Below are 22,290 nucleotides of genomic sequence, written 5' to 3'. Positions count from 1 at the left end.
GCCAAAAAAGGCGCCACCGCGAAAGCGATGGCGCCTCATCATGCGATCTCGCAATCGAGACTATTTTGACGAAATCTTGACCCAATCCTCGTGCGCGCGGTTCTTCAGCGTCTTCCACTCCGCCGCCGCGACATCCCAATTCACGATCGTGCGATTGGACTGCGCCGCCTGGCCGCTGGTGGCGCTCGACGTCTGGATCGAATCGTAGATGTAGACGCCGCCCACTAGCAGCAGAATGCCCAGGATCATTCCGATAAACGTCTGCATGGTCCATGCCTCCGATGATGGCCGGACAACGTAAGGGCCGGCAGTTTGGTTCCGCGTCGTCGCTGTTAACGCAGGAACGCCGATGAATTTCACGTGCGTCCTTTGGTCGTAACAGGCAACGGCGCAGGCGTTGCAACTGGCGCCGCCGTCACCAAATTCAGCGATTTCAATTCGTCCGGCTTGAAGATGAACAGCCGGTCATGCGGTGTTTCCATTGCATGCACCCAGACTTCGAGATCGATCCCCATCTCGCGCAGATAGCGCTGACAGCTTGCCGAGATATTTTGCGCGATGCCCATCTCGTCGCGGGGCGGGCCGTTCGCTGCGGAGCGGAGTGCGGCGACTTGATGCACGCCGATCGTGGCTTTGTCGCCGGCCCGGCGCTCGACGCCGCCGGCAAACACCAGCGGACAGGAGGAAGCGCAGTATTTGCCGGGCTCGACTTCGGTCGAGAACCTCTTCTCCCGGATCAGCCGGCCGATCGCGATGGCATCGGCGACCGAACCACCGGGCGAATTCAGCACGATCGTCTTGATGTAGTCGCCGCGCTTGCCGACCTCGGCCGCGAAATCCCTGGATATGCCGGGCGTGATGGTCCCGCTCGCCATCAGCTTGCCGCCGCCGACCAGTTCGAACGTCATTGGTTTCGCCAGCACGCCTTCCGGCTGCGGCAACGGCGTCGTGCGCCGGTCGCCGCCCGGAAGCAGCGGCGCCAGAATCGAGGGCAGGATGGATGGAAGATCGAGCGAAGGCGTTGCCGGTCCGGTCTCGGCGGGCGATGCCGCGACGTCGGGACTTGTCATCCAGCCGTTCTGGTCCGCCAGATCGAGCGCGAGCACGGCAACCGTCACCGCGACGATGCTGCGAAACAGCCAGCGCAACACGGCTTCGTCCGGATTGTCGGCGAGCCAGGCGTGAAAGCGTTGCGAAATGCTCGACATGATTGTCGCTACTTGGTGTGACGCGCCGCCGGCAGCGTGGTGACGTTCTCGTCCAACGCCGGAGGCTCGCCGGTGCGATCGGCATCGGGTTTGATCTCAGCAGGTACGGGTCGCTGCGCGTTCGCAACCTCGCGTGCCATCTGCATGGCGGCTACCAATTGCCCCGCGGTCATCTCGGACGCGCTCATTGCCGGAAGGCCCTCGCGGCGAATCGCGGCATGCACGACGCAGAGGATCAGCACCAGCACGGCCGGCATCAGGTCGATCGAGATCGCGCCGGCCCAGCTCGGAATGAAGTCGCCGGCATAGCGCAGCACGGCTTCGGCCGGTGACAGCGTCTGGAAACGGGCGGGCTCAACCTTCGGCATCGCCAGGATCTTGTCAGCGGCGTCGGCAAGCGAAGCCGCTTGCGTCGCAATCGAGCTTTCCACCTTGCCGACGACTGCGGTCTGCCGGTCGGCGAGATCGGCTGTGCGGCCGCCGGCGGCGGGCGCAATGAAGCCCGAGGAGAGCGACGTCGCCGCCCGTTTCACGGCCGGCGCCACCGAGGTCTGCTGTAGATTGGCGATCACGCCCATTAGCGCCAGCGATTCCGTCGCGAATGCATCGCTGCGCGCCGCGATCGGCCCGCGGTCGGAGATGAGCTCGCGCATCTTTGCGAGACTCTTGCCGCCCTGTTCATACAGCGCCGAGACGCGCTTTCCCGAGGCCTGCACCTCCTGGCCGAGGCTGTCGAGTTGGCCCGACATCTGCGTCAGAAGCTGCACGACGGTGCCCGAGCCCGCGGTACCCGTGAGCGAGCCGGCGCGCTCGGCATCGGCCAGTTTGGAAAAGCGCGCGGAGGCGAGCTGGATGTCGGGCAGCAGCCCTTGCGCGGCGATCGCATTGGTGTTCGCCTGGTCGAGGTCGCGGGTATAGTTCTGCACGGTGATCGCAAGATGCTGCTGGATCGCGGCGGCTCCGGCCAGCGCCGAGGCGTTGAGCCAGGACGACATCGCCACGATCATCAGCGAGCCCAGCAGCATGCAGCCGACCATCAGCGCGCGGCCGGTGCGCTCGACCACATGCGGCATCAACTGCATCAGAAACACCCAGAAGGCGTAGATGCCGACCGAGACCGCAACGGAATAGATCACGGCGGCAAAGAACACCATGGTCGGACTGCCGTTGAGCAGTTCGCGCACGCCGAGATAGGTGTAGACGCCGGCCGCCAGCGCGAGGATCGCGGTGGTGAGCTTTAGCGTGACCTCGAGCCGGCCGACATTTTTGGAGAGCAGGAGCGAGTTGGAGGCGGGAGAAGCGGGCGCATTCGGGGCCGCGCCTGTGATCGGGGACATCTGGTGTTCCTGTTGCGGTACGAACCGCCCCGGTCAACGCCCCCACGTTGGTGTAAGTCATTCAGATATGAGAATAAATTCTGACGACAATATGTCGGCGACCGTGGCCTCACGGGATCGTTTTTGCTATCGTGGCCGATGATGGGAAATGACATGTCGGCAGACGTACTCGCGAAGTTTCGGCGGAAATACCTTTGGTGGACGCCGATCGATGGACGGCCATTTTCTGAGGATCGCATTATCGCGCAGGCCATGAGTCTTGCGACCTATGACGACATCCTGTTGCTTGAGCAGACGGTCGGCTGGCCTCGACTGGTCGAAGTCATGCGTCGGGCCGAGCCCGGTTGGATCGACGATCGCTCGTGGGATTTCTGGCGAGGCCGATTGCATTTTAGAACCGGCGCAGCAGTTCCGGCCGATCCGCCCCGCAGGGTATTTCATGACGCAACGCCTTGAGCCGAGATTTGAGGCCATGCCGGTTGCGCAGAGAGAAATCTGGCCAAGCCTGGCACCTGCCGTGGAATCAGGTTTGGTGCTCTACGGCGGTACTGCGGTCGCGCTTTACCTGGGACACCGGGTATCGGTTGACTTCGATTTCTTCAAGTCGAGTCCGCTGGACAAGGAGAGCCTGCGAAGGGATTTCAACTTTATGCAGGACGCCACGATCTTGCAGGACATGCCGGAAACTCTGGTCGTGCTCGCCGAGATGCCATCCGGCCCAGTGAAGGTATCGTTCTTTGGCGGAATGAGCTTTGGACGGGTGAACGATCCGCTTTGTACCAATGACGGTGTTTTGCTCGTCGCATCTCGCGAGGATTTGTTGGCAACCAAATTGAAGGCAACGCTCGACCGCGCAGAAGCAAAGGACTATCGGGACATCGCGCAACTGATTGCCGCGGGTGTGTCATTGCCGGTAGGACTGAGCGCCTTCCGTCAGATGTTTCATGGTGAACCGGCTCAGGTGTTGCGCGCCATTGGATTCTTCAGGGACGGAGATCTGCCGACACTGGGGGCCGATGACCGCCAGGTCTTGCTAAAGGCCAGAGATCAGATTGGAAAACTGCCGGATGTCCATCTGCGGACCGGTCTTGTTGCAGGCGGGTGACCGATAGGAAGGATTGACGTCACGGGCCGTTCATCCAGTCCAGCATCGCTGCGTTCATCTCGCGCGGATAGGTGTGGCTGAGGTCGTCGAGCTCGCGATAGGTCACATCGGCGCCCGCGGCGGACAGCGCCTGCTGCGTCTGGCGCGCGACCTGCACCGGGAACATCCAGTCGAGGCGGCCATGGGTGATGTGGATCGGCAGGCCGCGCAGCCGCTCGGCGTCGGCCATTTCCGCCATCAATGGATGGAAGGTGGCGGCGACCGGCGCGAGATGCGTGAAAGGCGAAGCGCCATCGAGGCCGCTGACATAACAGAACGTGCCGCCGTCGCTCATTCCGGTCATCAGCATTCTGGCGGGATCGATGTTCCAGCGCGCGCGAACGGATTCGAGGATGCGCATCAGGTTCGGCGTGTCGGTGTCTTCGCCCATCAAGGCCCAGGTGCTTTTCTCCGGGGTCGGACCGGTCGCGGTTGGCGCGACCAGGATGGCACCCCGGCTGCGGGCGTCGCGCAGCCAGCTCCAGAGAAAGTTACGTCCATTGCCGCTGCCGCCATGCAGCGCCATCACCAGCGGCCATTGCCGGTCCGGCGTGTAGTATTCCGGCACATAGATCGAAAAGCCGCCGCGGCTGCCCGGCTCGTTGTCGTGATGGAAGATGCCGGTGTTGTCGGCCGGTGCGGCGAGCCGTTCCAGCAGGCCGGCGTCTTCACGGAGCGAGACGTCGAGAAAGAACTGGCTCACCGGCGGCAATTTTGCGACCAGCGGATAAAGCGCCTCCTGCGCGCGCGGGGCATAGCGCATCGCCTTGAATATATCGGTGATATCGCCACGACCGTTGTGCACCATGCGCAAGCCGCCGAATCCCGCGAGCGCCGCGTCGCTCGCGGTCTCGAGCGCGGTTCTGATGCCGGCAAACTCTTCCGGCCAGTCGTTCAGACGCTCGCGCACCGATTGCAGCGCCTGGTCCGGCGTGCCGGCAGCCTGCATCACCCGGTCGAAATCCGGCGGATGAAAATGGCGCGCGACAAAGGACAGCGCTTCCAGCGACTGCAAGAGCGGCGGCAACACGGCCACGATGTCGTCGACGACGGCCTCGCTCATTGGCGGATTCCAGCGATCAGAGGTGTCAGTGCAGCCGCGGCGCCTTGAGCAGCTTTGCCCGGTCGGTCGAGGCCAGCGTCACGTCGAAGGTGACGCCCTCGTGATAGACGGTGAGCGGCACGTCGACGCCGGCCGGGCCGAGCGCCCATAGTTTGCGATAGAACGCGTTCTGGCTGGAAATCTTTTCGCCGTTCACCGCCAGGATGACGTCGCCGGCCTTCAGCTCGGCGCGCGCGGCAGGGCCGCGGCTCGCGATGCCGACCACCACGACGCGGTTGTCGATCTCGGTCGAGTACATGCCGAGCCAGGGCCGTGATGGCCTGTTGACACGGCCGAATTTCCTGATGTCGGAGATCACGGGTTTCAGGAGGTCGATCGGCACGATCATGTTGACGTGCTCCGTCTTGCCCTCGCGCTCGCGCTCCATCTGTAGCGAGCCGATGCCGATCAGTTCGCCCCTGGTTGAGATCAACCCGGCGCCGCCCCAGTTCGGATGCGCCGGATAGGTGAAGATCGCTTCATCCAGCAGATATTCCCAATAGCCGGCAAATTCCTGCTTCGCCACAACCTGGCTTGCGACCGATCGGGTGCGGCCGCCGGCGCCGCCGATCACCACGCGGTCGCCGACCCTGGTCGCTGCCGAAGAGCCGAGCGGCACCGGCTCGAGATCGACGCGGCCGAGCGCCTGCACCAGCCCAAACCCGCTTTCGGAGTCGAAGCCGAGCGCATGGCCCTCCACAACCTTGCCGTCGCCGAGGTGCAGCCACAAGGCTTCCGCTTCGGTGATCAGATAGCCGATCGTCAGCACCAGGCCGTCGTCGATCAGCACGCCGTTGCCGGCGCGCTCGGTGCCGAGCGTCTCGGCGCTGAAGGCATCGGGTGGGATGATCGAATGCAGTCCGACAACCGAGCTCAGCACGGCATCGACATCGAAACTGTAATCTCCCGGGCGGGGCTGGAACGCCGGCGGCACTTGCCATTCGGAGGTTGAGGCCATGCTGGCACTCCCTTGCAATTGCGTCCCGCGCCATCTGCACAACGCTGCGCAATCGAAAAAATCGTGGGTCCTTTTGCGGACCGGCTCCGCAATAATATAGCAACGAAAGTGGCGGGGCGCGAGGTCGCTGAAAGACTAGCGCTGCGCCATGTATTTATTCCATTCATGAAAATCGCGTTCAACTTCAGTGGCCGCGATGGCGGCGGCCTTGTTCAGCCAGCCGCGCGGCCGCTTGTCGAGATCCTTCCTAATTGGACCCGCGCTGCGCGCGCTTGCGGCATGGACCGACGCAAGATCGAATCCCATCGCTCGCAGCAGTTCCAGGTGGATGTTGGCGCCGGCCTTCTTGCCGAGTTCGATTTTCTCGGCATCGCCCGCGATGCGGCGGAAGATGAATTTGTGGCGCACATCGAGCAGCGGATCCGGTGCCCGGTAGGGGCCGTTCGCCGCGTCGAGCAGCCTCGATTCCTGCTTTTGGCCGTTGGCCCAGGTCCACGCCGACGGCACCAGCGCCTTGGCCTCGCGCAAGACGCGCCCACCGCGCCAATAGCCGACCGCCACATAACGCGGCCGCCCGAGGCTGCCGCTGCCCTTTTGGCGCGTGCGCATGTGAATGGTCTTGGTGTCGATGCCTTCCGGCATGCTCTCGATCAGCGCGCGCTTGATCCGTGCATCCGGCGGGCGTTTCGCCTTGGGATATTTGTCGACCTCCTTCCAGAAGCGCCTGGGGCCGCCCTTGTCCGGCAAGGCATAATCCCACAGCCAGGTCTCGCCCTCGAACAGCAGCGCCGGTTGCGGGCTGTCGAGACCCTGGCGATATCCCTTGAGAACAGCTTTCGCCGCCGCCTTGTCGTTGACGTCCTCGTGGCGCCGGGGCGCAAGCTGGATGCTGGTGACGAGGCGGGCCAGATCGAGCGTGTAGGGCATGACGGCAGCTTCGTCGAAATCATTGACGCCCCAGACCAGGCGGCCGTCTTCATCGCGCCATGTCCCGAAATTTTCCAGATGCAGGTCGCCGACCGCAAGCACATTTGGCGCATCCATCAATTCCGGACACCATGAGCCGATCTTCCTTGCCCATCGGAAATAGGTGGCGCGCAGGAAGGAGAAGGCGCTGTCCGTCATCTTCTCTTCGTGCTTGAGCTTGATGTCCTCCTTGACCACATCGCATTGCCGCGCGAGCCAGGCCTCGTAGGCGTCATTGTCTTTGACGAACGACATCGGTGATCTCCCACGGACCGGCGAGCCGATCCCCCGGGGTTATCCTACCTCAAGATGTCAGACCGTGGAACCTCAACCGGCCTTCGCGGTCACGCGCGACGGCATGATCCGGAAGGCGCGGTTCTCCTTCAGCCAGGCTGCGCGTTCGTCGCGCAACAGGGTACGGCGGACCTTTCCGGAATCGTCGCGCAAGCCGACGCTGACGATCTCGAAACTTTCCGGATGCTTGTAGCGGCTCAAGCGATCGGCGAGGAATTCGCCCATGTCGTCGGCGACCGCTTGCGCATTGGCTGTCTCGTTCAGTTCGATGATGGCGTGGACGCGCTGGCCGAATTCCGGATCGGGCAGGCCGACCACGACGCAGGAGCGCACACCGGGATGCGCACTCACGGCAGCTTCCACTTCCGCCGGATAGATATTCGCGCCACCGCGCAAAATCATGTCGGCGAGGCGGTCGCCGAGATAGAGATAGCCGTCGGCATCGAGCCGTCCGATATCGCCGAGCGATTCCCAGCCGTCGGCGCGGCGCTTCGGCTCGGCGCCGAGATAGTGGTAGGTGCTGCCCGCGCCGTCGTTGGGCAGGAAATAGATTTCGCCGGTCTCTCCTGGCGACACGTCGTTGCCGTCCTCGCCAATGATCCTCAGGCGTGCCGTGTCCCCGATCTTGCCGACAGAACCCTTGTGGGCCATCCACTCGACGCCGTTGATGACGCAGGCGCCCTGGCGCTCGGTGCCGCCATAGAGCTCCCAGATCCGCTCCGGTCCGAGCCACTCGATCCATTTCTCCTTCAGCCAGGGCGGCATGGGCGCGGCCATGTGGAACACGATCTTCAGACTGGAGACGTCGTAGCGGTTGCGCACCTCGTCCGGTAGCGCCCAGATGCGATGCATCATGGTCGGCACGAAATTGACCCATTGCACGCCATTGGTCTCGATCAGGCGCAGCGCCTCCTCGGCATCGAACTTCACCATCCCGGTCAGATGTCCGCCGGCGAACAATCCTGCATGCGACAGGATGAACGGCGCATTGTGATAGAGCGGCCCCGGATTGAGCAGCGAGACGTCGCGCGTGATGCCGAGCAGTTGGTCCGCCGCAGTGTCGGTGACGGCGGGTCCGTGATCGAGGATCACCTTCGGCCGCCCGGTCGAGCCGCCGCTGGTCATCGCCTTCCAGTAGCGGGCGACCGGATTGCTGATCGGCTCGTCCGAAAAACCTTCCGGCACGAAGTCCGCCGGCAGGCGGTTGGCCGCGTTCCAGTCGGCTTCGCCGCCGACGACCAAAGCGGGTCGCAGGATCTCCAGCACCGCCGCCGCCTCGCCGCGTGGCAGCCGCCACGACAGCGAGGTCGGCGTGGCGCCGCACTTCCACACTGCAAAGCTGGTCTCGAAGAATGTGTTGCCGTTCGGCAGCCCGATGGCGACGAAATCGCCGGGCTCGACGCCTTTGGCCGCAAAGGCGCGGGCGCGGCGGTTGGCATTGCGCTCAAGCTGTTCCCAGGTCAGCGTATCCTTGCCGTGGGTGATCGCGATCGTGTCCTTTGGCTTGCGCTCGGCATACCAGCGCGGCACATCGGCCATGGGGATGAGCATGAGGCGTTTCCGTGACGGGCGTCTTGACTGACGCGCTTGTGTTTCCAGTTGGCGCGCAGTTCACCAGCGAGCGACGCCGGGAGTCAAGGCCGCCGGTGAGCGAAGCAATCAGGCCCAGGCAAGGCCATGAATGGCGGCAGGATCGTCATCTGCGCTGCCGGCTCGCTCCGTATCCCTCCGCCTTTGCGTGCCGCCCTCGCGGCGGTTACGGAAGTCGGGCCGTTTCATGCCGGCCGACAGGCGGTGCCCGAGTCTGACCAAATACGAAGCCGTCTGCTTCAGGATGAACGCGAGGTTTTCGACGCGGCTCACGACGCTGAGCAGGAAGATGATCGCGAAGATATCGATGTAGGCGAGGAGGTCGCCGACCAGCATCAATGTCGGCGGGATCGGAACGTTGTGCGTGTAGGCCCAGGCAAGAATGGGTATGGGAAGGACGGCGATAATCCGTCGCAGCGTCAGCCGGTCCAGCCATGCGGCGAGCTGGACGACAAACGCCTCCCGCAGCAAATCGCCGAAAGCCGCGGGCTTGTCGATCGTCCATGTCTGCCAAAGCTGCTTCCACACGGGCTCACCTGCACGGAAAGAGGATGCGGCAGAGAAGCGATCCTACGGATCGAGCTCGGTGTCCCAATAGAGATAGTCGAGCCAGCTATCGTGCAGATAGTTCGGCGGGAACAGCCTGCCGTTGCGGTGCAGTTGATGCACCGTCGGCGCAAACGGCGTTTGCTTGGGGAACATCCGCGCCTGCTGCGGCGTCAGATTACCCTTGCGCAAATTGCACGGCGAGCAGGCCGCGACCACGTTCTCCCAGGTGGTCTGGCCGCCCTTGCTGCGCGGAATGATGTGATCGAAGGTGAGGTCGTCGCCTGACAGGCAATACTGGCAGGAGAAGCGATCGCGCAGGAAGACGTTGAACCGGGTGAAGGCGGGATGCGTGGTCGGCTTGACGAAGGACTTTAGCGACACAACGCTGGGAAGCCGGATTTCGAAGGTCGGACTTCGTACCGCGCGGTCGTAGTGTTCGACGATGTTGACGCGGTCGAGAAACACCGCCTTGATCGCGTCCTGCCAGGACCATAGCGACAGCGGGTAATAACTCAGCGGCCGGAAATCCGCATTCAACACCAGTACCGGCCAACCGCCTTGCGAGACATGTGCGTTCAAGTAACGCTCCCGGCCTCCGTATACGCTGCGAAGCAGCATGCGATCACATACTACATGCAGCGTGACGGGATTGTGAAGAGCGTTGAAGGGCTTATCCTGCAGGCCTAACTTGCGTTCCGGTCCCGGCTTGACGGCGGCCTGAGGCGCATATTGCGGCCAAAAAGTGATTCGGAGGGAGCATGCGCAGAGGGTTTTTCCTGACGGCGTTCCTGTTGGGGCTGTTGTGGGGCGGATTAGCCGCCGCGCAAAACTATCCGTCGCGCCCGGTCACCGTGATCGTGCCGTTTTCGGCCGGAGGGGCCACCGACTCGCTGGCGCGCTACCTTGCCGAGCAAATGCGCCCCGTCCTCGGGCAACCCATCGTGATCGAGAATGTCGCGGGTGCGGCCGGCACCATCGGGGTGGGCCGCGCGGTGCGCTCGGCGGCCGACGGTTACACGCTCAGCATCGGCACCTCGACCACTCATATGTTGACCGGCGGGCTGTATGCGCTCCAGTTCGACCTGCTCAGGGATCTGGAACCGGTGATCATGATCGGCAGCGAGCCGCTGCTGATCGTCGGCAAAAAGGCGTTACCGGCCGACAACCTCAAGGGGCTGATCGCCTGGCTGAAGGCCAATCCCGACAAGGCCTCGGTCGGCATCGCCGGCGTCGGCGCCACCGGCCATCTCACCGGGATTTCGTTGCAGCGGGAGACCGGCACGAAATTCCAGTTCGTGCCCTATCGCGGCAACGGCCCGGCGATGCAGGATCTCGTCTCCGGGCAGATCGATTTCATGATCGAGCCGTCCTCGAATTTCCGCTCGCTGCTGGCGGGCGGCAGCGTCAAGCCGTTCGCGGTCACAGGGAAGACCCGGCTGAAATCATCGCCCGACATTCCGACCGCGGATGAAGCAGGTCTGCGCGGCTTCGTCACGACGCTGTGGTACGGCCTCTGGGTGCCGAAGGATACGCCGAAGGAGATCGTTGCAAAGCTGAACGCCACGATGGTGCAGGTGCTGGCCGATCCATCGGTGCAAAAGCGCTTTGCCGAGCTCGGCATCGAGATTCCGCCGCTCGCCCAGCAATCGCCGGAAGCGTTGCGAGCATTCCAGAAGCAGGAAGCCGACCGCTGGTGGCCGATCATCAAGGCGTCGGGCATCAAGGTCGATTGAGGCAACGCTCTCTCCACGTCATTGCGAGCGAAGCGAAGCAATCCATCTCTCCCCGCGAGGATAGATGGATTGCTTCGTCGCTATCGCTCCTCGCAATGACGGGGATAGAGCGCGCGATGCCGCGCTACACCTTCTCCAGCTTCTGCAAGCACCGCGTCACGCGAACCTCCGGCGGCATCTCGGTGTCCGGAAAACTCGTCTTCCAGTCGGTGACGCCGACTTCGCCCACGTAGATATCGCCCTTCGAATCCATCGCGATGCCGTGCGGCGCCAGGAATTTTCCAACCTCGATCCCGGGTCCGTTCTCGCCGCCGAGCTTCGCGATGCGCTTGCCCTTTGCATCGACGATCGACAGCCGCGGGCCGAGGTTGGGCACCTTGCGGTTGACCGCAAGGCCCGGGCCGAGCTCGCCGATGATGAAGTTCGGCTGCTTGCCGCCGCCGCAACAGCACAGCGCGCAAGGCCGGTGCAGATTATTCCACTGCGTCTCGTATTTGCCGTTGCCGTCGAATACCTGCACGCGGTGGTTCTCGCGGTCGGCGACATAGACCCAGCCATCGGAGTCTGTGACGATGTTGTGCACGATGTTGAACTGGCCGGGATCGGTGCCGGGCTCGCCCCAGGTCATCAGCAGCTTTCCGTCCGGCGAGAATTTGTGGACGCAGGCATTGCCGTAGCCGTCGGAGACGTAGATCTCGCCCTTCGGCGACAGCGCGGTGTGGGTGCAGCGGTGAAACGGCTCGCCGCTCATGAACGGCGTCGGCTTGTTGGGGATGCCGATGGTCAGCAGCACCTTGCCGCTGGTGTCGCATTTGCGCACGGTGTGGTCGCCATCATCGGTGCAGTAGAGATTGTCGTCGGCGTCGATATGCAGGCCATGCGCGCGGTTGAACACGCCTTCGCCCCAGGAGGTGATGAAATTCCCCTCGCGATCCAGCACCACCATCGGATGCTCACCGCGGTTGAAGACGTAGATGCGGTCCTTGCTGTCGACCGCGACGGAAGCGGCGTCGGTCAGGCTCCAGCCGTCCGGCAGCTTTGCCCAGTTCTCGACGACGCGGTAGCGGTGTTCGCCGGTGCCAAGGATGGTTCGCATGTATGTTTCCCCCACTTTGTTAATGACGGCGGATGGTTCACGCGATCGCAGCCTCCGTCGTCGCGCCTACGTGCCGCGGTATCAGCCCTTCCTCGATTGCCTTGATCTGTAGCGCGAGCTGCTTCGAGCCGATCCGGCATTGCGCGAGGCCGCCGGCGATGAACCACAGACCCGCCTGGCCGGTGCGCACATACATGTTGCGCAACTCCTGCTCCTCGCCAAAGCCCCAGATGGTGCCGACGCGCCGTGTGACTTCATCGCCGAACAGCTTTTGCACCAGCTCTTCCTGCGGCCGATAGCCGGTGGCGAGCACGATGAGATCGGCGGCGACGATCTCGCCGCTTTTCATCCTGGCACCTTCGGCCACGAACGTATCGATATCGGAAAACTGCTTCAGCGCGATCTCGCGCTTGATCAAGAGATCGGAGCAGCCGACGTTGAAATAATAGCCGCCGCCGCGGGTGAGGTATTTGAACTGCCAGCCGGTGTTGTCCTCGCCGAAATCGAGCTTGAAGCCGATGCCGCGCAGCCCGTCGAGCAACTCCTTGTCGAGATCGGCGGATTTGTTGCAGGTCAGCGCATGGCTCTTGCGCGCAACCTTGAGCGGCATCGAGACCGCGATCAGGTCGTTATCGTCAAGCGTGCCTTCGTTGTACGGCGTGTATACCAGTTGCGCCGAAGGCTCGATGCTGACCACCAGCGTGGAGGAGCGCTGCACCAGCGTCACCGCGGCGCCGCTGGAATACAGATCCTGCGCGATGTCGTGGCCGGAATTGCCGGTGCCGATCACGATCGCGCGCTTGCCCTTCCAGTTCTCGCCATCGTCGTAGCCGCTGGAATGCACGACTTTTCCGGAAAAATTCTTCAGGCCCGGGATGGCTGGAATGTTCGGAATGCCGCTGACGCCGGTGGCGAGCACGACATGGCGCGGATGCATGATGCGCCTGGAGCCATCGCCACGGCGCAGCGTGACGGTCCAGCGGCCCTGCGCCTCATCGTACGTGCTGCCCTCGAATTCGGTGCTGGTCCAAAAATTCAGCTCGAGGCCGTCGACATAGGATTCGAACCAGTTGGCGAGCTTGTCTTTCGGGATATAGGTCGGCCAATTCGGCGGAAACAGCATGTAAGGCAGGTGGTTCACCTGCACCTGGTTATGCAGCGTCAGCGCGTGATAGCGCTTGCGCCAGTTGTCGCCGATGCGCTGCATCCGGTCGACGATCAGCGTGTCGACATTGAGCTGCTTCAGCCGCGCGGCGATGCAGAGGCCCGACTGGCCGCCGCCGATGACGAGCACGGTCGGGTCGTGGTCGACATAGTCATTCGAGGCCTTGCGCAGATCGAGCCAATTCGGTCCGCGGAAATCGCGCGAATAGGCATTGCCGCGCGGGCGGTTGACGCCGAGCTGTTCCTCAAAGCCCTTCAGTTCCTCCAGCGCCGTCAGCAGCGTCCACGCCTTCAGCCGGCCGCTATCGTCGGCGTCCGGGATGAGGCGTATCACGCCGTCGCCGCGCCCGACCGTGGTCTCGAATTTGAAGATCGCCTCGATGCAATCGATGCCGGCCCGCATCACTTTTCGCGGGGCCGCGCGATCGGGATCGACGACAAAACCTGACGGCTTCGCCTTCGCCGCCTGCGCCTTCAGCGCCGGCAAAATCGCATCGCGTCCGTTGAGGGTCTGTAGCGTCCAGCTCAAGGCCAGCGCATCGCGCCAATAGCTGTCGGAAAGGAACAGGTTTTTCAGCGCGCCGTCATCGCGCGCGGCTATTGCGGATTCGAATTCCGCCAGCCAGCTCTCGGCAGCAATCGCAATGTCCGACGTCTTGTCCAGCATGCGCGCTTCTCTCCAGCGGCCGTCTCGCGCGGCCTGTTTGGAGGAAGCCTATACCCATTCGGGTCGGCCCAGAAAGAGCGTGCAGAGCAGGCGGCTATGACGCGAGAGACAGGATGTGGCCCTGCTGGGGCGGAACATGACCGTTGAGGGTATCGAGATAAACCTGTTTCACTGCCGCCGGCCCACGGCCCTCGGTGACCTTGAGCCAGCGGTCGAGGTTCGGCGCGAAGCCGGACCACGCCGCGCCGAAGCGCGTATCGATCCCGCCCGGTCCCCATTCCTTGGCGCGCTTGCGCATCTGGTCGGGCGCAAAGAACCATGCCGGTTTGGCGCCTGGCAGCGCTTTCTCGTCCGGCGAAGTGGCGCGATGGGTGAGGCCGATCAGTCCTGAATACTTCATCTGTGCGTCAAAATGCCGGTGCAGGTTTTCACGGAGCGCGCTGTTGCCGGCCATGTCGACAAAGGCGACAGGCGAGCCGGATGGTAGCGAGGTCACGCGGTCATAGGTCACGACCTCGTCGTAGCAGCCGAGCGACTCGACGAAGCCGACGTTCGACGCCGAGGTGAGGCCGACCACCTTGATGCCGTTACGCCTTAAGTGCAGCAGATGCGCGAGGCCGAACGCGGTCTTGCTGGAGGCCGAAGAGAGCAGCACGCTCTTTGCGCCGAAAAATTCGTTCTCGGCGAGGAAATCGTCGACCATGAACGAGAGCATGAACAACGGCCGCAGCAAAGCCTGATAGTCGCCCTGCTTGCCCGCAAACGCGGGATCGCCGCTGACGCGCGCATAGGCATTATAGACTGGAGAGACGCCCTGCCGGTGCGCGGCGCCGTCGCGCAGGCCGCGTTTTGTAACATCGGCCGCCTCGATCAAAAGATGCGTCGCCATCGGGAAATAGCCGAACAGGATTTCGCCGGCCGGCACGTTCGGATGCTGTGAGGCGATCACCTCGCCAAGCCCCCACACCGGGATATTGCCGAACTCGTCAGGGGCGGGAAACAGCGACCAGTATTTCAAGCGATCGCCCGTCACCGCATAGGTGATGTTGTTGGCGGTGAAGGCAAAGCGCGTCACCTTCACCAGCAACGTCTCGTCGGGCAGGGCGGCGATATCGGGCAGTTGCGTCTCGATCACCCTGCATTGCTGCAAATCGTTGCGTGCCACGATGAAGTCGGCGGCCTTCATGATGCTCTCCCGCGTTTGATGGTTGCGATCTTTGCGCCGGTCGCCGGCGGTTTGGCAACAGCAACAATGTTTGAAACGTTGTTGGCTTTTTGCGAGCCCCGGCGATCGAGCCGGTTTGTTCAACCTTGCCCGATGATCTCCAACAGACGGTCTATGAACACCGCTTGACCCTTCAGTATCCTGGCCCGCGCCTCCGCTATGCCAAACCAGGCCGCGCGATCGATCTCCGGAAATTCCTGCCGTTGGCCGGACCGTGGCGGCCATTCCATCTCGAATGTGTTGCTCGCAAGCTCGGCCGGATCCCAGTCACCTTGAACGGCCCAGACGTGAACGATCTTGCCGCCCGGCTGCTTCGCACTGCCAAGCGCGAAAAACTCGCCGGCCGGACGGTGCCCGGTCTCCTCGACGAACTCTCGCAGCGCCGCCGCATCAGAGGCCTCGCCGGGTGCGATCAGTCCTTTGGGGATAGTCCAGACACCCTGATCCTTGCGACGCCAGAATGGGCCGCCCGGGTGTCCAAGCAATATCTGGACACCGGTGTCGACGGCGCGGAACAGCAAGAGGCCTGCACTCTGTAGTCTGGACGCGGGCATCGCCATCGAAGCAGCTTCCTCATCGTGGCACGAACATGTTCACTGCGCGGAAAACCCGGGCTCGGCAAGCGGGCAGCGTTTCGATCTGCACTTTATCAGTCAGTGGACTTTAGGACCTTATGGCACTTGAAAACGTTGTTCGATGAGGTCCTGAGCTGGCGTCGTCCATGGAAACACCGGAAAAGTATCTGCAAAGAAAGAAGCAGGAAATCGAGCTGCTGAATGCTTGCCTGAACACGCCCCTGTCACTGCAAGCTCCGAGTTGCCCGGCTGATGCCATCAAGCAGAAGTTCAAAATCGCCTCGGCTCTCAAGGCGGAGTTTGCCCTTGAAGATTGGGCCCTCACCGAAACGGCGTGGGCCCATCATGGCCGGATGAGGGCAGGACCGTTCGAATTCAGCTATGACTATCAGCGTGCCGATCTCGAAGTACGTGGACCGTCCTTCTACGCTTTCGCAAATCCCGTCCTGAACGATACGATTTACACATCGTCGGGCATGTCGGCGATATCGGCATTATTGCTCAGCTCCAAAAACGCAATACCCTCGGCCGAAATCCTGTTGCTGCCGGGCTCATACGGCGAGACGATCGAGTTCGTGGAAAGTTACTGTCGCCATTTGCAGCCGGTCCACATCACCCTTCCGGCCAAACAACTCGTGCGGCCGGCCGGCGGTCCTCGCATCTTGCTGCTGGATTCCTGCTCCACGGCCGAGGCCTTCGAAAGCGTCTTGCGCCTTGCGCCGAAGCTCGACCTCGTGGTCTTTGACACCACGTGTTTCTCAAGCGGGTCGCGACGAATCGGCCGGGTGCTGAATTGGGCGCGCCGACGCGAATTCCCGATGGTGCTGGTTCGCAGCCATACCAAGCTGGATTCGCTGGGTTTGGAGTATGGCCGGCTGGGCTCGGCCGTCTTCGTCGATGCCAAATGCCCCGCCGTCGATCGCAATCGTGATCTATTGAGCGCGCTTTCGGGCGAGATGCGGAAGGCCATCCGCTTGCTGGGCGGCGCTCCGCTTCCGGCTCATTTCCCACCCTATGTCGGATCGGCGACGTATCGCGTGCTGACAGATCGGCGTGTCGCTTCCATGTTGCGAAACAGCCGTCGTACATCACGGTACTTCGCCGATGTGCTCGGTCCCGCGTCGCATGCGCATTTCGCACATGCATTGTACCTTACGCTGGAGCCGGACAAGCCGGTAGATGAGGGCAGGGCCAGGGAAATGGCCGAGGATCTAAGCCGTGACTTGGGCAAGATGGGATTTTTGATCCGACACGCCGGAAGCTTCGGTTTCGACTTCGGCGCTACGGAATGGTTTCACGATTCCATCACCGATCGATACCTGGTCCGCATCGCAGTGCCCGACATGCCCGGCGCGCTATGGGACGAAGTGGCCCGGGCAATCGCTCGGTGGTGGTCCCGGCGCGGCGGACGATCAAGCCGCCATGGACCTGCGGAGCAGTCGCAGAGAGCGACGCGGGGTTTCCGGTAATCGGTCATGTTCGGAATTGAGCCACGATCAGGCGACGATGTCACTCTTCCTGCGGGATGACACGTTGCTTGCCACGGGCGCGTCCGCCGAGCCCGCGGCGCGGCGGAGCAAGGCGATCGAGCGGACCCCGCCGCATCGCCAGCCGCTCTGCGCACAGCCGCAACTGGATCGTCAGCCGGCGCCGCGCCCGGGCGCTGAGCACGTACAGGCCCAAAATGCAGATCAACATTTTTTGGCTCCGGGCGCTCGCTTGCCGTCCTCAGGCGCTGTCAGCCGGCAGCGAAATCGCCGACGAAAACAGGTTGTCGGGATCGTATTGCCGCTTGGCCCGCATCAATCGCGCTGCGTTGGGGCCGAAGCTCTCCGTGGCGCGCGCCGTTTCATTGCGGCCGAGCATGTTCGGATAGCCGCCGGGCAGGGCGCTGCGAAGGGCGTCGCGGGTGTTGCGAATCCAGTCGAGGTGCTGCAACTCCTCACGCAGGCTGGAATCACCGGGGAGCATGGTAAGTATTTCGACGAGAATGTGCTCGCGCCGAAGGCCGAATGCGGTCTCTTCCACAGGCACGTTCGTTGCCGCGGCCCGGAAGTGATGGGTGAAGATGGCGCATGCCGGCGAAACGGCATTCTTCATGGCCGAGACCAGCGTCTGGATGCTCCCGGGATCGAGTGCCGGCAGCCAGCAGCAATCGAGAAATACGCGCAATCCGTCGGTGATGAAGCCATCAAAGGTGCGAAGCAGCGCGCCGTAGGACTTCTGCTCGATCGATCCGCTCAGCAACGTCCCGAGATCCATCATCGACGCGAGCCAGCTTTCGCCCTCCTCGATTGCGCCGCACCAGGTCGGAATCACCAGAACGTTAAACGAGCCGTCCGGGCCGGCCACGATGCCGAACTGCACGGATAGTTCGTCCGGCGCCGATGCCGTGACGGCCGCGCAGATTTCCAGCACGGACTGCGCTTCCCCGAGCGGATAGGACAGCATGCCCGATTGGATGTTGGGCAATTCGTGCAGGCGGTAACGCAACGCCGTCACCACGCCGAAATTGCCGCCGCCGCCACGCAACGCCCAGAACAATTCTTCATTGCGCTCCGCGTTCGCGAACACGATTTGCCCATCCGCCAGCACGACCTGCGCATCCAGCAGATTGTCGAGCGCCAGCCCAAAACGTCCGATCAGCGGACCGTAACCGCCGCCCAGCGTCAGTCCGGCCATGCCGACGGAATCGACCGACCCCGCCACTACGGCGAGGTCATGGCCGTCAGTGACGGCCGTGATATCACGGACGCGTGCGCCGCCGCCCGCTGTCACCGCACGGCGATCAGAGTCCATGATCACGGCTCGCATCCGCGTGAGATCGATCACGACGCCGTCGCAGAGCGCGCGGCCGGCCCAGTCGTGGCCGCCGCCGAGGACCGACAATGGCAGGTTTCGCTCGCGCGCGGCGCGGATGGCGGCCTGCACGTCATTCGCCGTCCGGCAATGAACGACGAATCGCGGGCGGACGTCGCGCTGCCTGGCCCAGATCGAGGTGGCCGCAACATAGCCTTCGTCGCCCGGCGCGGATACCAGACCGCGCAATTGCATGACAATGTCGCCGTCGCTCTGAAGAACTGCATCCGTCATGACGCTTTCCTTTCGTTGAAGGCGCGGGTGCTGCACCCGCGTCATGGCCGATTAGCGAAGGCGATGCGTGCAGTTCGTGAAGATTCCTGCGGTTTTGCGGGTCAAGCCAGTTGCGAAGGCGTGACGCCATGCACCCGCCGGATCCAGCGCGACAAATGGCTCTGGTCGGCAAAGCCGGTATCGGCCGCAACTTCAGCCAGACTCATGCCGCGCTGGATGCGCTCGATCGCCGCTCGCAGCCGCAGGTGCACGACATAGCGATAGGGCGTCACGCCGATCGAGCGAGCAAACACGCGCGTGAAGTGGAACGGACTTTGTCCCGCGAGCGAGGCGAGGTCATTGACCTCGATAGGCTCGGACAGATTGGCGTGCACATAATCCCTGATCTTGTTCAGGACGGGCAGCCCCAGCGACCCGCGCGACGATGCCGTCGGAATCCGGGTATGGGCGAGGACCAGGCGATTGATGAAGCTCGTTGCGGTGCGATTCCACAGCAGCAAGCCGCTCTGGTATTCTGCCGCATTCTCGGCCGCGAGCACCTTTGCGAGGCCGAGCAGCGTTTGATCGTGTCCGATGTCACATTCGTGCAACTGCGCGGCGATTGCGGAATCCTCGGCGGCCGCCAGTGCGAACTGGTCCGGCTTGACGACCGCGACCAGGAAATCGGCGTGCATATCGGTTTCGACGGAGGATTCCCAGCCGGCGGGACAGATGGCAATCGAGCCGGTCGTTGCTTCATGGCGCCGCCTGCTTCCGCCGACCCGGCACTCGAGCCGCAGATGGGGGGACAATTGCAGGAAGATCAGATGCTGCTGCCGGGCAGCCTTGAAGGTGGCGGTACGCAGCACATTCATGCGCAGGATCGATACGCCGCTCTCACCGTGGGCGCGGCCTGTCTCGAGGTCGGTTGGCGGACCATCGTCGCATTGCGTCCAGATCGTTTCACCTGATTTGGTCAATTAAAATGCTCCCGACAAAACGAAGGCATTCATTTGTCCACCAAATGCAGTTTCGTAAGGTCTGCTCACCGCACCTGACGCAGTCGTGAAAGTCGGTGAACAGGCGGCCGGACGATGTGCAGCGTTCGCTGAGAGCCCTGCGGCATCGAAGCTTCAGGCCAGCTCTGATGGCGCAACGCCATGCACGCGGCGAATCCAGCGCGACAGGTGGCTCTGGTCGGAGAAGCCGGTATCGGCCGCAACTTCGGCCAGGCTCATGCCGCTGCGAATGCGGTCGATTGCGATCTGTAGCCGGCGATGCACCACGTAACGGTAAGGGGTCATGCCGATCGAGCGGGCAAACACGCGCGAGAAATGGAACGGGCTCCGGGCGGCAAGCGCGGCGAGGTCATTGACCTCGATCGGATCGGCCAGATGATCGTGAATGTAATCCCGGATCCTCTTCAGGACGATCGGCCCCAATCTGGCGCGCAGGGGCTTCGTATGAGCCACGACCAGCCGGCGGATAAAGCTCTGCGCCGCGCCGTTCCAGAACAGCGTCCCGCCCGGATGATTGCTGTCGTTTTCGTAAGCGAGCAGGCCGGCGATGCTCAACAATGCCGGATCATATCCCGCGAGACGCTCGCACAATCGTGCTTCGATCGCCAAATTCTCTGCCGCCGTGAGCGCCACCTGCCCGGGCTTGACGGCCACCAGGAGAAGATCGGCGCTCGCATCGGCTTCGACGGAGCAGTCGGTCCCCGCCGGACAAATCGCGAGCGCGCCGGTTGCCGTTTCATGGCGGAGTCTGCTGTCGCCAATGCGGCAGTCGAGCCGCAGATGCGGCGATAGCTGAAGGAAAATCAGGTGCTGAATTGCCGCCTTGAAGTGCGCCACGCGCCGAAACTGGAGGCGCAGGACCGAAACGCCGCTTTCGCCGGGCGCGCCGTGCGCTTCGAGCATGGCTGGCGGGCCGCCGTCGCGCTCGGACCAGATCGCTTCGCCCAATTTGGTCAACTCAAATGCTCCCCGAAAAACGAGGGAATTTATTTGTCGACCAAACGCGGTTTGGTAAGAGGCGGTCGGACCGCCTGACGCAGACGTGAAAGTCGGTGAACAGGTCTCAGGCGGCCGGTCGCAGCTTGCCCTCGGTGTAGAGGTCGCGCAGCTTGCGCTTGAAGATCTTGCCAGAGGCCTCGCGCGGCAGCGCGTCGAGGAACTGGATGTCCTTCGGCACCTTGAAATTGGCAAGGCGCGCCTTCAGGAAGGCCTGCACCGCGCCGCGCGACAGCGTAGCGCCGGCCTCCGGCTCGATACAGGCAAACAACCGCTCGCCATATTCGTCGTCGGGCACGCCGAACACCGCGCAGTCGTGCACGCCTTCCATGCCGATCAGCGTGTTCTCGATCTCCGCGGGGTAGATGTTGACGCCGCCCGAGATCACCATGTCGCGCTTGCGGTCGCACAGGAAGAGATAGCCGTCCGCGTCGAGATAGCCGACATCGCCGACGCTGATCAGGCCGTCGCGGCCGGCTTCAGTGCGCGCGGCGGCATTGCCGTGATAGTCGAAATCGGAAATCGCGGTCTGCCGCATGAAGATCTCGCCGGGCTCGCCGACGTCGCACAGCGTGCCGTCGGGCCGGAAGATTTTGACGATACCGCCCTCGATGGCGCGCCCGACCGTGCCGGGCTTCGCCAGCGCTTCCGCGGACGAGTGCCACACCGGAATGCCGGTCTCGGTCGAGCCCAGATATTCGTTGATGACCGGCCCCCACCATTCGATCATCGCGCGCTTGACCTCGGTCGGGCAGGGCGCCGCGCCATGGATGACGAAGCGCAGCGAGGAGACGTCGTAGCGCTTCTTCACCTCGTCCGGCAGGCGCAGCAGGCGAACGAACATGGTCGGCACCGCATGCATGTGCGTGATGCGATATTCCTGCACCAGCCGCAGCAGATCCTCGGGATCGAAGCGCGGCTCCAGCACGATGGTGCAGCCGTAACGGAATGCCTGCATGCCGTAGGAGCTCGGTGCCGAGTGATACATCGGCCCGTTCATCAGCACGATTTGGTTGTCGTTGGGCGCGACACCGTAAGCGAGGATCGAGACGCGTTCGGCCGCGGCAAGCTGCTCGGGGCGGATCGGCGCGCGCCGCACGCCCTTGGGCAGTCCGGTGGTACCTGACGTGTAGAACATCGGCGACATCCGTCCCGCAGGTCCAGTCCACGCCGGATGAGTATCGCGCCAAACGTCCCAGTCTGTCATGCCTGACGGCACAACGGTCAGTTCGGGTGCGATACCGAATGCCGCCGCGATCTCCGGCGGCGTCGGCACGATCAGCACCTTGATATGTGCGGGCACGCCGCCCTGAATCTGCGGCCAGAGATCGGCGTGACACACCAGAATGCCGGCGCCGCAATCGCCGAGGATGTAGTTTACTTCCTCGGCCTTGAGGTGCCAGTTGATCGGCACCACCGGCGAGCCGAGCGTGGCCGCGGCGACGGACGCCTCGAACAGCGCAAAGTCATTGCGCAGCATCAGCGCCACCGGCGTGCCGCCGGAAAGCCCCAGCTCCTTCAGCCCGCTCGCGGCCCGCGCCCCGCGCGCATGAATCTCGGGATAGCTGATTTGCCGGTCACCGCTGATGATCATG

General features: G+C 63.2%; 22 protein-coding genes. 4 read left to right on the top strand and 18 right to left on the bottom strand.

Annotated features, from left to right (window positions below; translation table 11 throughout):
• Positions 1 to 60: 60 nt before the first annotated feature.
• The 3 genes from JQ628_RS08380 to JQ628_RS08370 form a co-directional block, all read right to left on the bottom strand.
• Complete coding sequence (locus JQ628_RS08380) at positions 61 to 267, bottom strand: hypothetical protein (RefSeq protein WP_212221783.1); 207 nt, start codon at positions 265 to 267, stop codon at positions 61 to 63.
• Positions 268 to 356: 89 nt separating this feature from the next.
• A complete protein-coding gene (locus tag JQ628_RS08375) occupies positions 357 to 1,208 on the bottom strand; it encodes a hypothetical protein (protein ID WP_249127614.1) in 852 nt (283 codons plus the stop codon).
• Between the two features lie 8 nt (positions 1,209 to 1,216).
• On the bottom strand, positions 1,217 to 2,545 hold the full coding sequence (locus tag JQ628_RS08370) for a hypothetical protein (protein ID WP_212221781.1): 1,329 nt from the start codon (positions 2,543 to 2,545) through the stop codon (positions 1,217 to 1,219).
• Between the two features lie 153 nt (positions 2,546 to 2,698).
• On the opposite strand from JQ628_RS08370, the gene JQ628_RS08365 reads away from it, so the two are divergent.
• Both JQ628_RS08365 and JQ628_RS08360 read left to right on the top strand, forming a co-directional pair.
• Positions 2,699 to 3,001: a hypothetical protein gene (locus tag JQ628_RS08365; RefSeq protein ID WP_212221779.1), complete on the top strand. Its 303-nt coding sequence runs from the start codon at positions 2,699 to 2,701 to the stop codon at positions 2,999 to 3,001.
• Entirely contained in the window at positions 2,985 to 3,650 is a 666-nt protein-coding gene (locus tag JQ628_RS08360) for a nucleotidyl transferase AbiEii/AbiGii toxin family protein (RefSeq protein WP_212221777.1), read from the top strand. Before JQ628_RS08365 ends, JQ628_RS08360 begins: the two co-directional genes overlap by 17 nt.
• Before the next feature lie 19 nt (positions 3,651 to 3,669).
• Here the strand turns inward: JQ628_RS08360 and JQ628_RS08355 are convergent, their stop codons facing one another.
• The 6 genes from JQ628_RS08355 to JQ628_RS08330 form a co-directional block, all read right to left on the bottom strand.
• Complete coding sequence (locus JQ628_RS08355; protein ID WP_212221775.1) at positions 3,670 to 4,752, bottom strand: phospholipase; 1,083 nt, start codon at positions 4,750 to 4,752, stop codon at positions 3,670 to 3,672.
• A 25-nt stretch (positions 4,753 to 4,777) separates the two neighbouring features.
• Positions 4,778 to 5,749: a S1C family serine protease gene (locus JQ628_RS08350; protein WP_212221773.1), complete on the bottom strand. Its 972-nt coding sequence runs from the start codon at positions 5,747 to 5,749 to the stop codon at positions 4,778 to 4,780.
• 135 nt (positions 5,750 to 5,884) lie between these two features.
• Positions 5,885 to 6,970, bottom strand: coding sequence for a DUF2252 family protein (locus JQ628_RS08345; protein ID WP_212221772.1), 1,086 nt, complete (start codon positions 6,968 to 6,970; stop codon positions 5,885 to 5,887).
• Positions 6,971 to 7,042: 72 nt separating this feature from the next.
• Positions 7,043 to 8,560 (bottom strand): AMP-binding protein, encoded by a 1,518-nt coding sequence (locus JQ628_RS08340; protein ID WP_212221770.1) that lies wholly within the window; start codon positions 8,558 to 8,560, stop codon positions 7,043 to 7,045.
• Positions 8,561 to 8,668: 108 nt separating this feature from the next.
• Complete coding sequence (locus JQ628_RS08335; protein WP_212221768.1) at positions 8,669 to 9,127, bottom strand: hypothetical protein; 459 nt, start codon at positions 9,125 to 9,127, stop codon at positions 8,669 to 8,671.
• A gap of 42 nt (positions 9,128 to 9,169) precedes the next feature.
• Positions 9,170 to 9,727 (bottom strand): HNH endonuclease, encoded by a 558-nt coding sequence (locus JQ628_RS08330; protein WP_212221766.1) that lies wholly within the window; start codon positions 9,725 to 9,727, stop codon positions 9,170 to 9,172.
• A 179-nt stretch (positions 9,728 to 9,906) separates the two neighbouring features.
• Between JQ628_RS08330 and JQ628_RS08325 the strand changes: the two genes are divergently transcribed.
• Entirely contained in the window at positions 9,907 to 10,881 is a 975-nt protein-coding gene (locus JQ628_RS08325) for a tripartite tricarboxylate transporter substrate-binding protein (protein ID WP_212221765.1), read from the top strand.
• A 124-nt stretch (positions 10,882 to 11,005) separates the two neighbouring features.
• Here the strand turns inward: JQ628_RS08325 and JQ628_RS08320 are convergent, their stop codons facing one another.
• The 4 genes from JQ628_RS08320 to JQ628_RS08305 all read right to left on the bottom strand — a co-directional run bounded on the left by JQ628_RS08320 (position 11,006) and on the right by JQ628_RS08305 (position 15,593).
• Entirely contained in the window at positions 11,006 to 11,977 is a 972-nt protein-coding gene (locus JQ628_RS08320; protein ID WP_212221763.1) for a peptidyl-alpha-hydroxyglycine alpha-amidating lyase family protein, read from the bottom strand.
• 37 nt (positions 11,978 to 12,014) lie between these two features.
• Positions 12,015 to 13,808: a flavin-containing monooxygenase gene (locus tag JQ628_RS08315; protein ID WP_212221761.1), complete on the bottom strand. Its 1,794-nt coding sequence runs from the start codon at positions 13,806 to 13,808 to the stop codon at positions 12,015 to 12,017.
• 94 nt (positions 13,809 to 13,902) lie between these two features.
• On the bottom strand, positions 13,903 to 14,994 hold the full coding sequence (locus JQ628_RS08310; protein ID WP_212221759.1) for a DUF2855 family protein: 1,092 nt from the start codon (positions 14,992 to 14,994) through the stop codon (positions 13,903 to 13,905).
• 119 nt (positions 14,995 to 15,113) lie between these two features.
• A complete protein-coding gene (locus JQ628_RS08305; RefSeq protein ID WP_433996117.1) occupies positions 15,114 to 15,593 on the bottom strand; it encodes an NUDIX domain-containing protein in 480 nt (159 codons plus the stop codon).
• A 161-nt stretch (positions 15,594 to 15,754) separates the two neighbouring features.
• Between JQ628_RS08305 and JQ628_RS08300 the strand changes: the two genes are divergently transcribed.
• On the top strand, positions 15,755 to 17,077 hold the full coding sequence (locus JQ628_RS08300) for a hypothetical protein (protein ID WP_212221757.1): 1,323 nt from the start codon (positions 15,755 to 15,757) through the stop codon (positions 17,075 to 17,077).
• 40 nt (positions 17,078 to 17,117) lie between these two features.
• Here JQ628_RS08300 and JQ628_RS08295 read toward each other — a convergent pair whose 3' ends face one another.
• The 5 genes from JQ628_RS08295 to JQ628_RS08275 all read right to left on the bottom strand — a co-directional run bounded on the left by JQ628_RS08295 (position 17,118) and on the right by JQ628_RS08275 (position 22,289).
• On the bottom strand, positions 17,118 to 17,306 hold the full coding sequence (locus JQ628_RS08295; protein WP_212221755.1) for a hypothetical protein: 189 nt from the start codon (positions 17,304 to 17,306) through the stop codon (positions 17,118 to 17,120).
• Positions 17,307 to 17,336: 30 nt separating this feature from the next.
• Positions 17,337 to 18,701, bottom strand: a complete 1,365-nt coding sequence (locus JQ628_RS08290) for an FAD-binding oxidoreductase (RefSeq protein ID WP_212221753.1) — start codon at positions 18,699 to 18,701, stop codon at positions 17,337 to 17,339.
• Between the two features lie 101 nt (positions 18,702 to 18,802).
• A complete protein-coding gene (locus JQ628_RS08285; protein ID WP_212221751.1) occupies positions 18,803 to 19,660 on the bottom strand; it encodes a helix-turn-helix domain-containing protein in 858 nt (285 codons plus the stop codon).
• A gap of 153 nt (positions 19,661 to 19,813) precedes the next feature.
• On the bottom strand, positions 19,814 to 20,656 hold the full coding sequence (locus tag JQ628_RS08280) for an AraC family transcriptional regulator (RefSeq protein WP_212221749.1): 843 nt from the start codon (positions 20,654 to 20,656) through the stop codon (positions 19,814 to 19,816).
• Positions 20,657 to 20,762: 106 nt separating this feature from the next.
• A complete protein-coding gene (locus JQ628_RS08275; RefSeq protein ID WP_212221747.1) occupies positions 20,763 to 22,289 on the bottom strand; it encodes an acyl-CoA synthetase in 1,527 nt (508 codons plus the stop codon).
• Between the last annotated feature and the right edge of the window lies 1 nt (position 22,290).

This window comes from Bradyrhizobium lablabi (assembly GCF_018129385.1).
Classification (GTDB): Bacteria; Pseudomonadota; Alphaproteobacteria; order Rhizobiales; family Xanthobacteraceae; genus Bradyrhizobium; species Bradyrhizobium lablabi_C.
This window is presented reverse-complemented; position numbering and strand designations above follow the sequence as displayed.

What these genes read in the sequence shown, in the direction of transcription:
- JQ628_RS08360 (WP_212221777.1), top strand. Translation starts at nt 2,985, where the DNA reads ATGACGCAACGCCTTGAGCCGAGATTTGAGGCCATGCCGGTTGCGCAG.
- JQ628_RS08355 (WP_212221775.1), bottom strand. Translation starts at nt 4,752, where the DNA reads ATGAGCGAGGCCGTCGTCGACGACATCGTGGCCGTGTTGCCGCCGCTC.
- JQ628_RS08320 (WP_212221763.1), bottom strand. Translation starts at nt 11,977, where the DNA reads ATGCGAACCATCCTTGGCACCGGCGAACACCGCTACCGCGTCGTCGAG.
- JQ628_RS08300 (WP_212221757.1), top strand. Translation starts at nt 15,755, where the DNA reads ATGGAAACACCGGAAAAGTATCTGCAAAGAAAGAAGCAGGAAATCGAG.
- JQ628_RS08365 (WP_212221779.1), top strand. Translation starts at nt 2,699, where the DNA reads ATGTCGGCAGACGTACTCGCGAAGTTTCGGCGGAAATACCTTTGGTGG.
- JQ628_RS08370 (WP_212221781.1), bottom strand. Translation starts at nt 2,545, where the DNA reads ATGTCCCCGATCACAGGCGCGGCCCCGAATGCGCCCGCTTCTCCCGCC.
- JQ628_RS08345 (WP_212221772.1), bottom strand. Translation starts at nt 6,970, where the DNA reads ATGTCGTTCGTCAAAGACAATGACGCCTACGAGGCCTGGCTCGCGCGG.
- JQ628_RS08275 (WP_212221747.1), bottom strand. Translation starts at nt 22,289, where the DNA reads ATGATCATCAGCGGTGACCGGCAAATCAGCTATCCCGAGATTCATGCG.
- JQ628_RS08305 (WP_433996117.1), bottom strand. Translation starts at nt 15,593, where the DNA reads ATGGCGATGCCCGCGTCCAGACTACAGAGTGCAGGCCTCTTGCTGTTC.
- JQ628_RS08310 (WP_212221759.1), bottom strand. Translation starts at nt 14,994, where the DNA reads ATGAAGGCCGCCGACTTCATCGTGGCACGCAACGATTTGCAGCAATGC.
- JQ628_RS08380 (WP_212221783.1), bottom strand. Translation starts at nt 267, where the DNA reads ATGCAGACGTTTATCGGAATGATCCTGGGCATTCTGCTGCTAGTGGGC.
- JQ628_RS08315 (WP_212221761.1), bottom strand. Translation starts at nt 13,808, where the DNA reads ATGCTGGACAAGACGTCGGACATTGCGATTGCTGCCGAGAGCTGGCTG.
- JQ628_RS08350 (WP_212221773.1), bottom strand. Translation starts at nt 5,749, where the DNA reads ATGGCCTCAACCTCCGAATGGCAAGTGCCGCCGGCGTTCCAGCCCCGC.
- JQ628_RS08290 (WP_212221753.1), bottom strand. Translation starts at nt 18,701, where the DNA reads ATGACGGATGCAGTTCTTCAGAGCGACGGCGACATTGTCATGCAATTG.
- JQ628_RS08340 (WP_212221770.1), bottom strand. Translation starts at nt 8,560, where the DNA reads ATGCTCATCCCCATGGCCGATGTGCCGCGCTGGTATGCCGAGCGCAAG.
- JQ628_RS08295 (WP_212221755.1), bottom strand. Translation starts at nt 17,306, where the DNA reads ATGTTGATCTGCATTTTGGGCCTGTACGTGCTCAGCGCCCGGGCGCGG.
- JQ628_RS08375 (WP_249127614.1), bottom strand. Translation starts at nt 1,208, where the DNA reads ATGTCGAGCATTTCGCAACGCTTTCACGCCTGGCTCGCCGACAATCCG.
- JQ628_RS08325 (WP_212221765.1), top strand. Translation starts at nt 9,907, where the DNA reads ATGCGCAGAGGGTTTTTCCTGACGGCGTTCCTGTTGGGGCTGTTGTGG.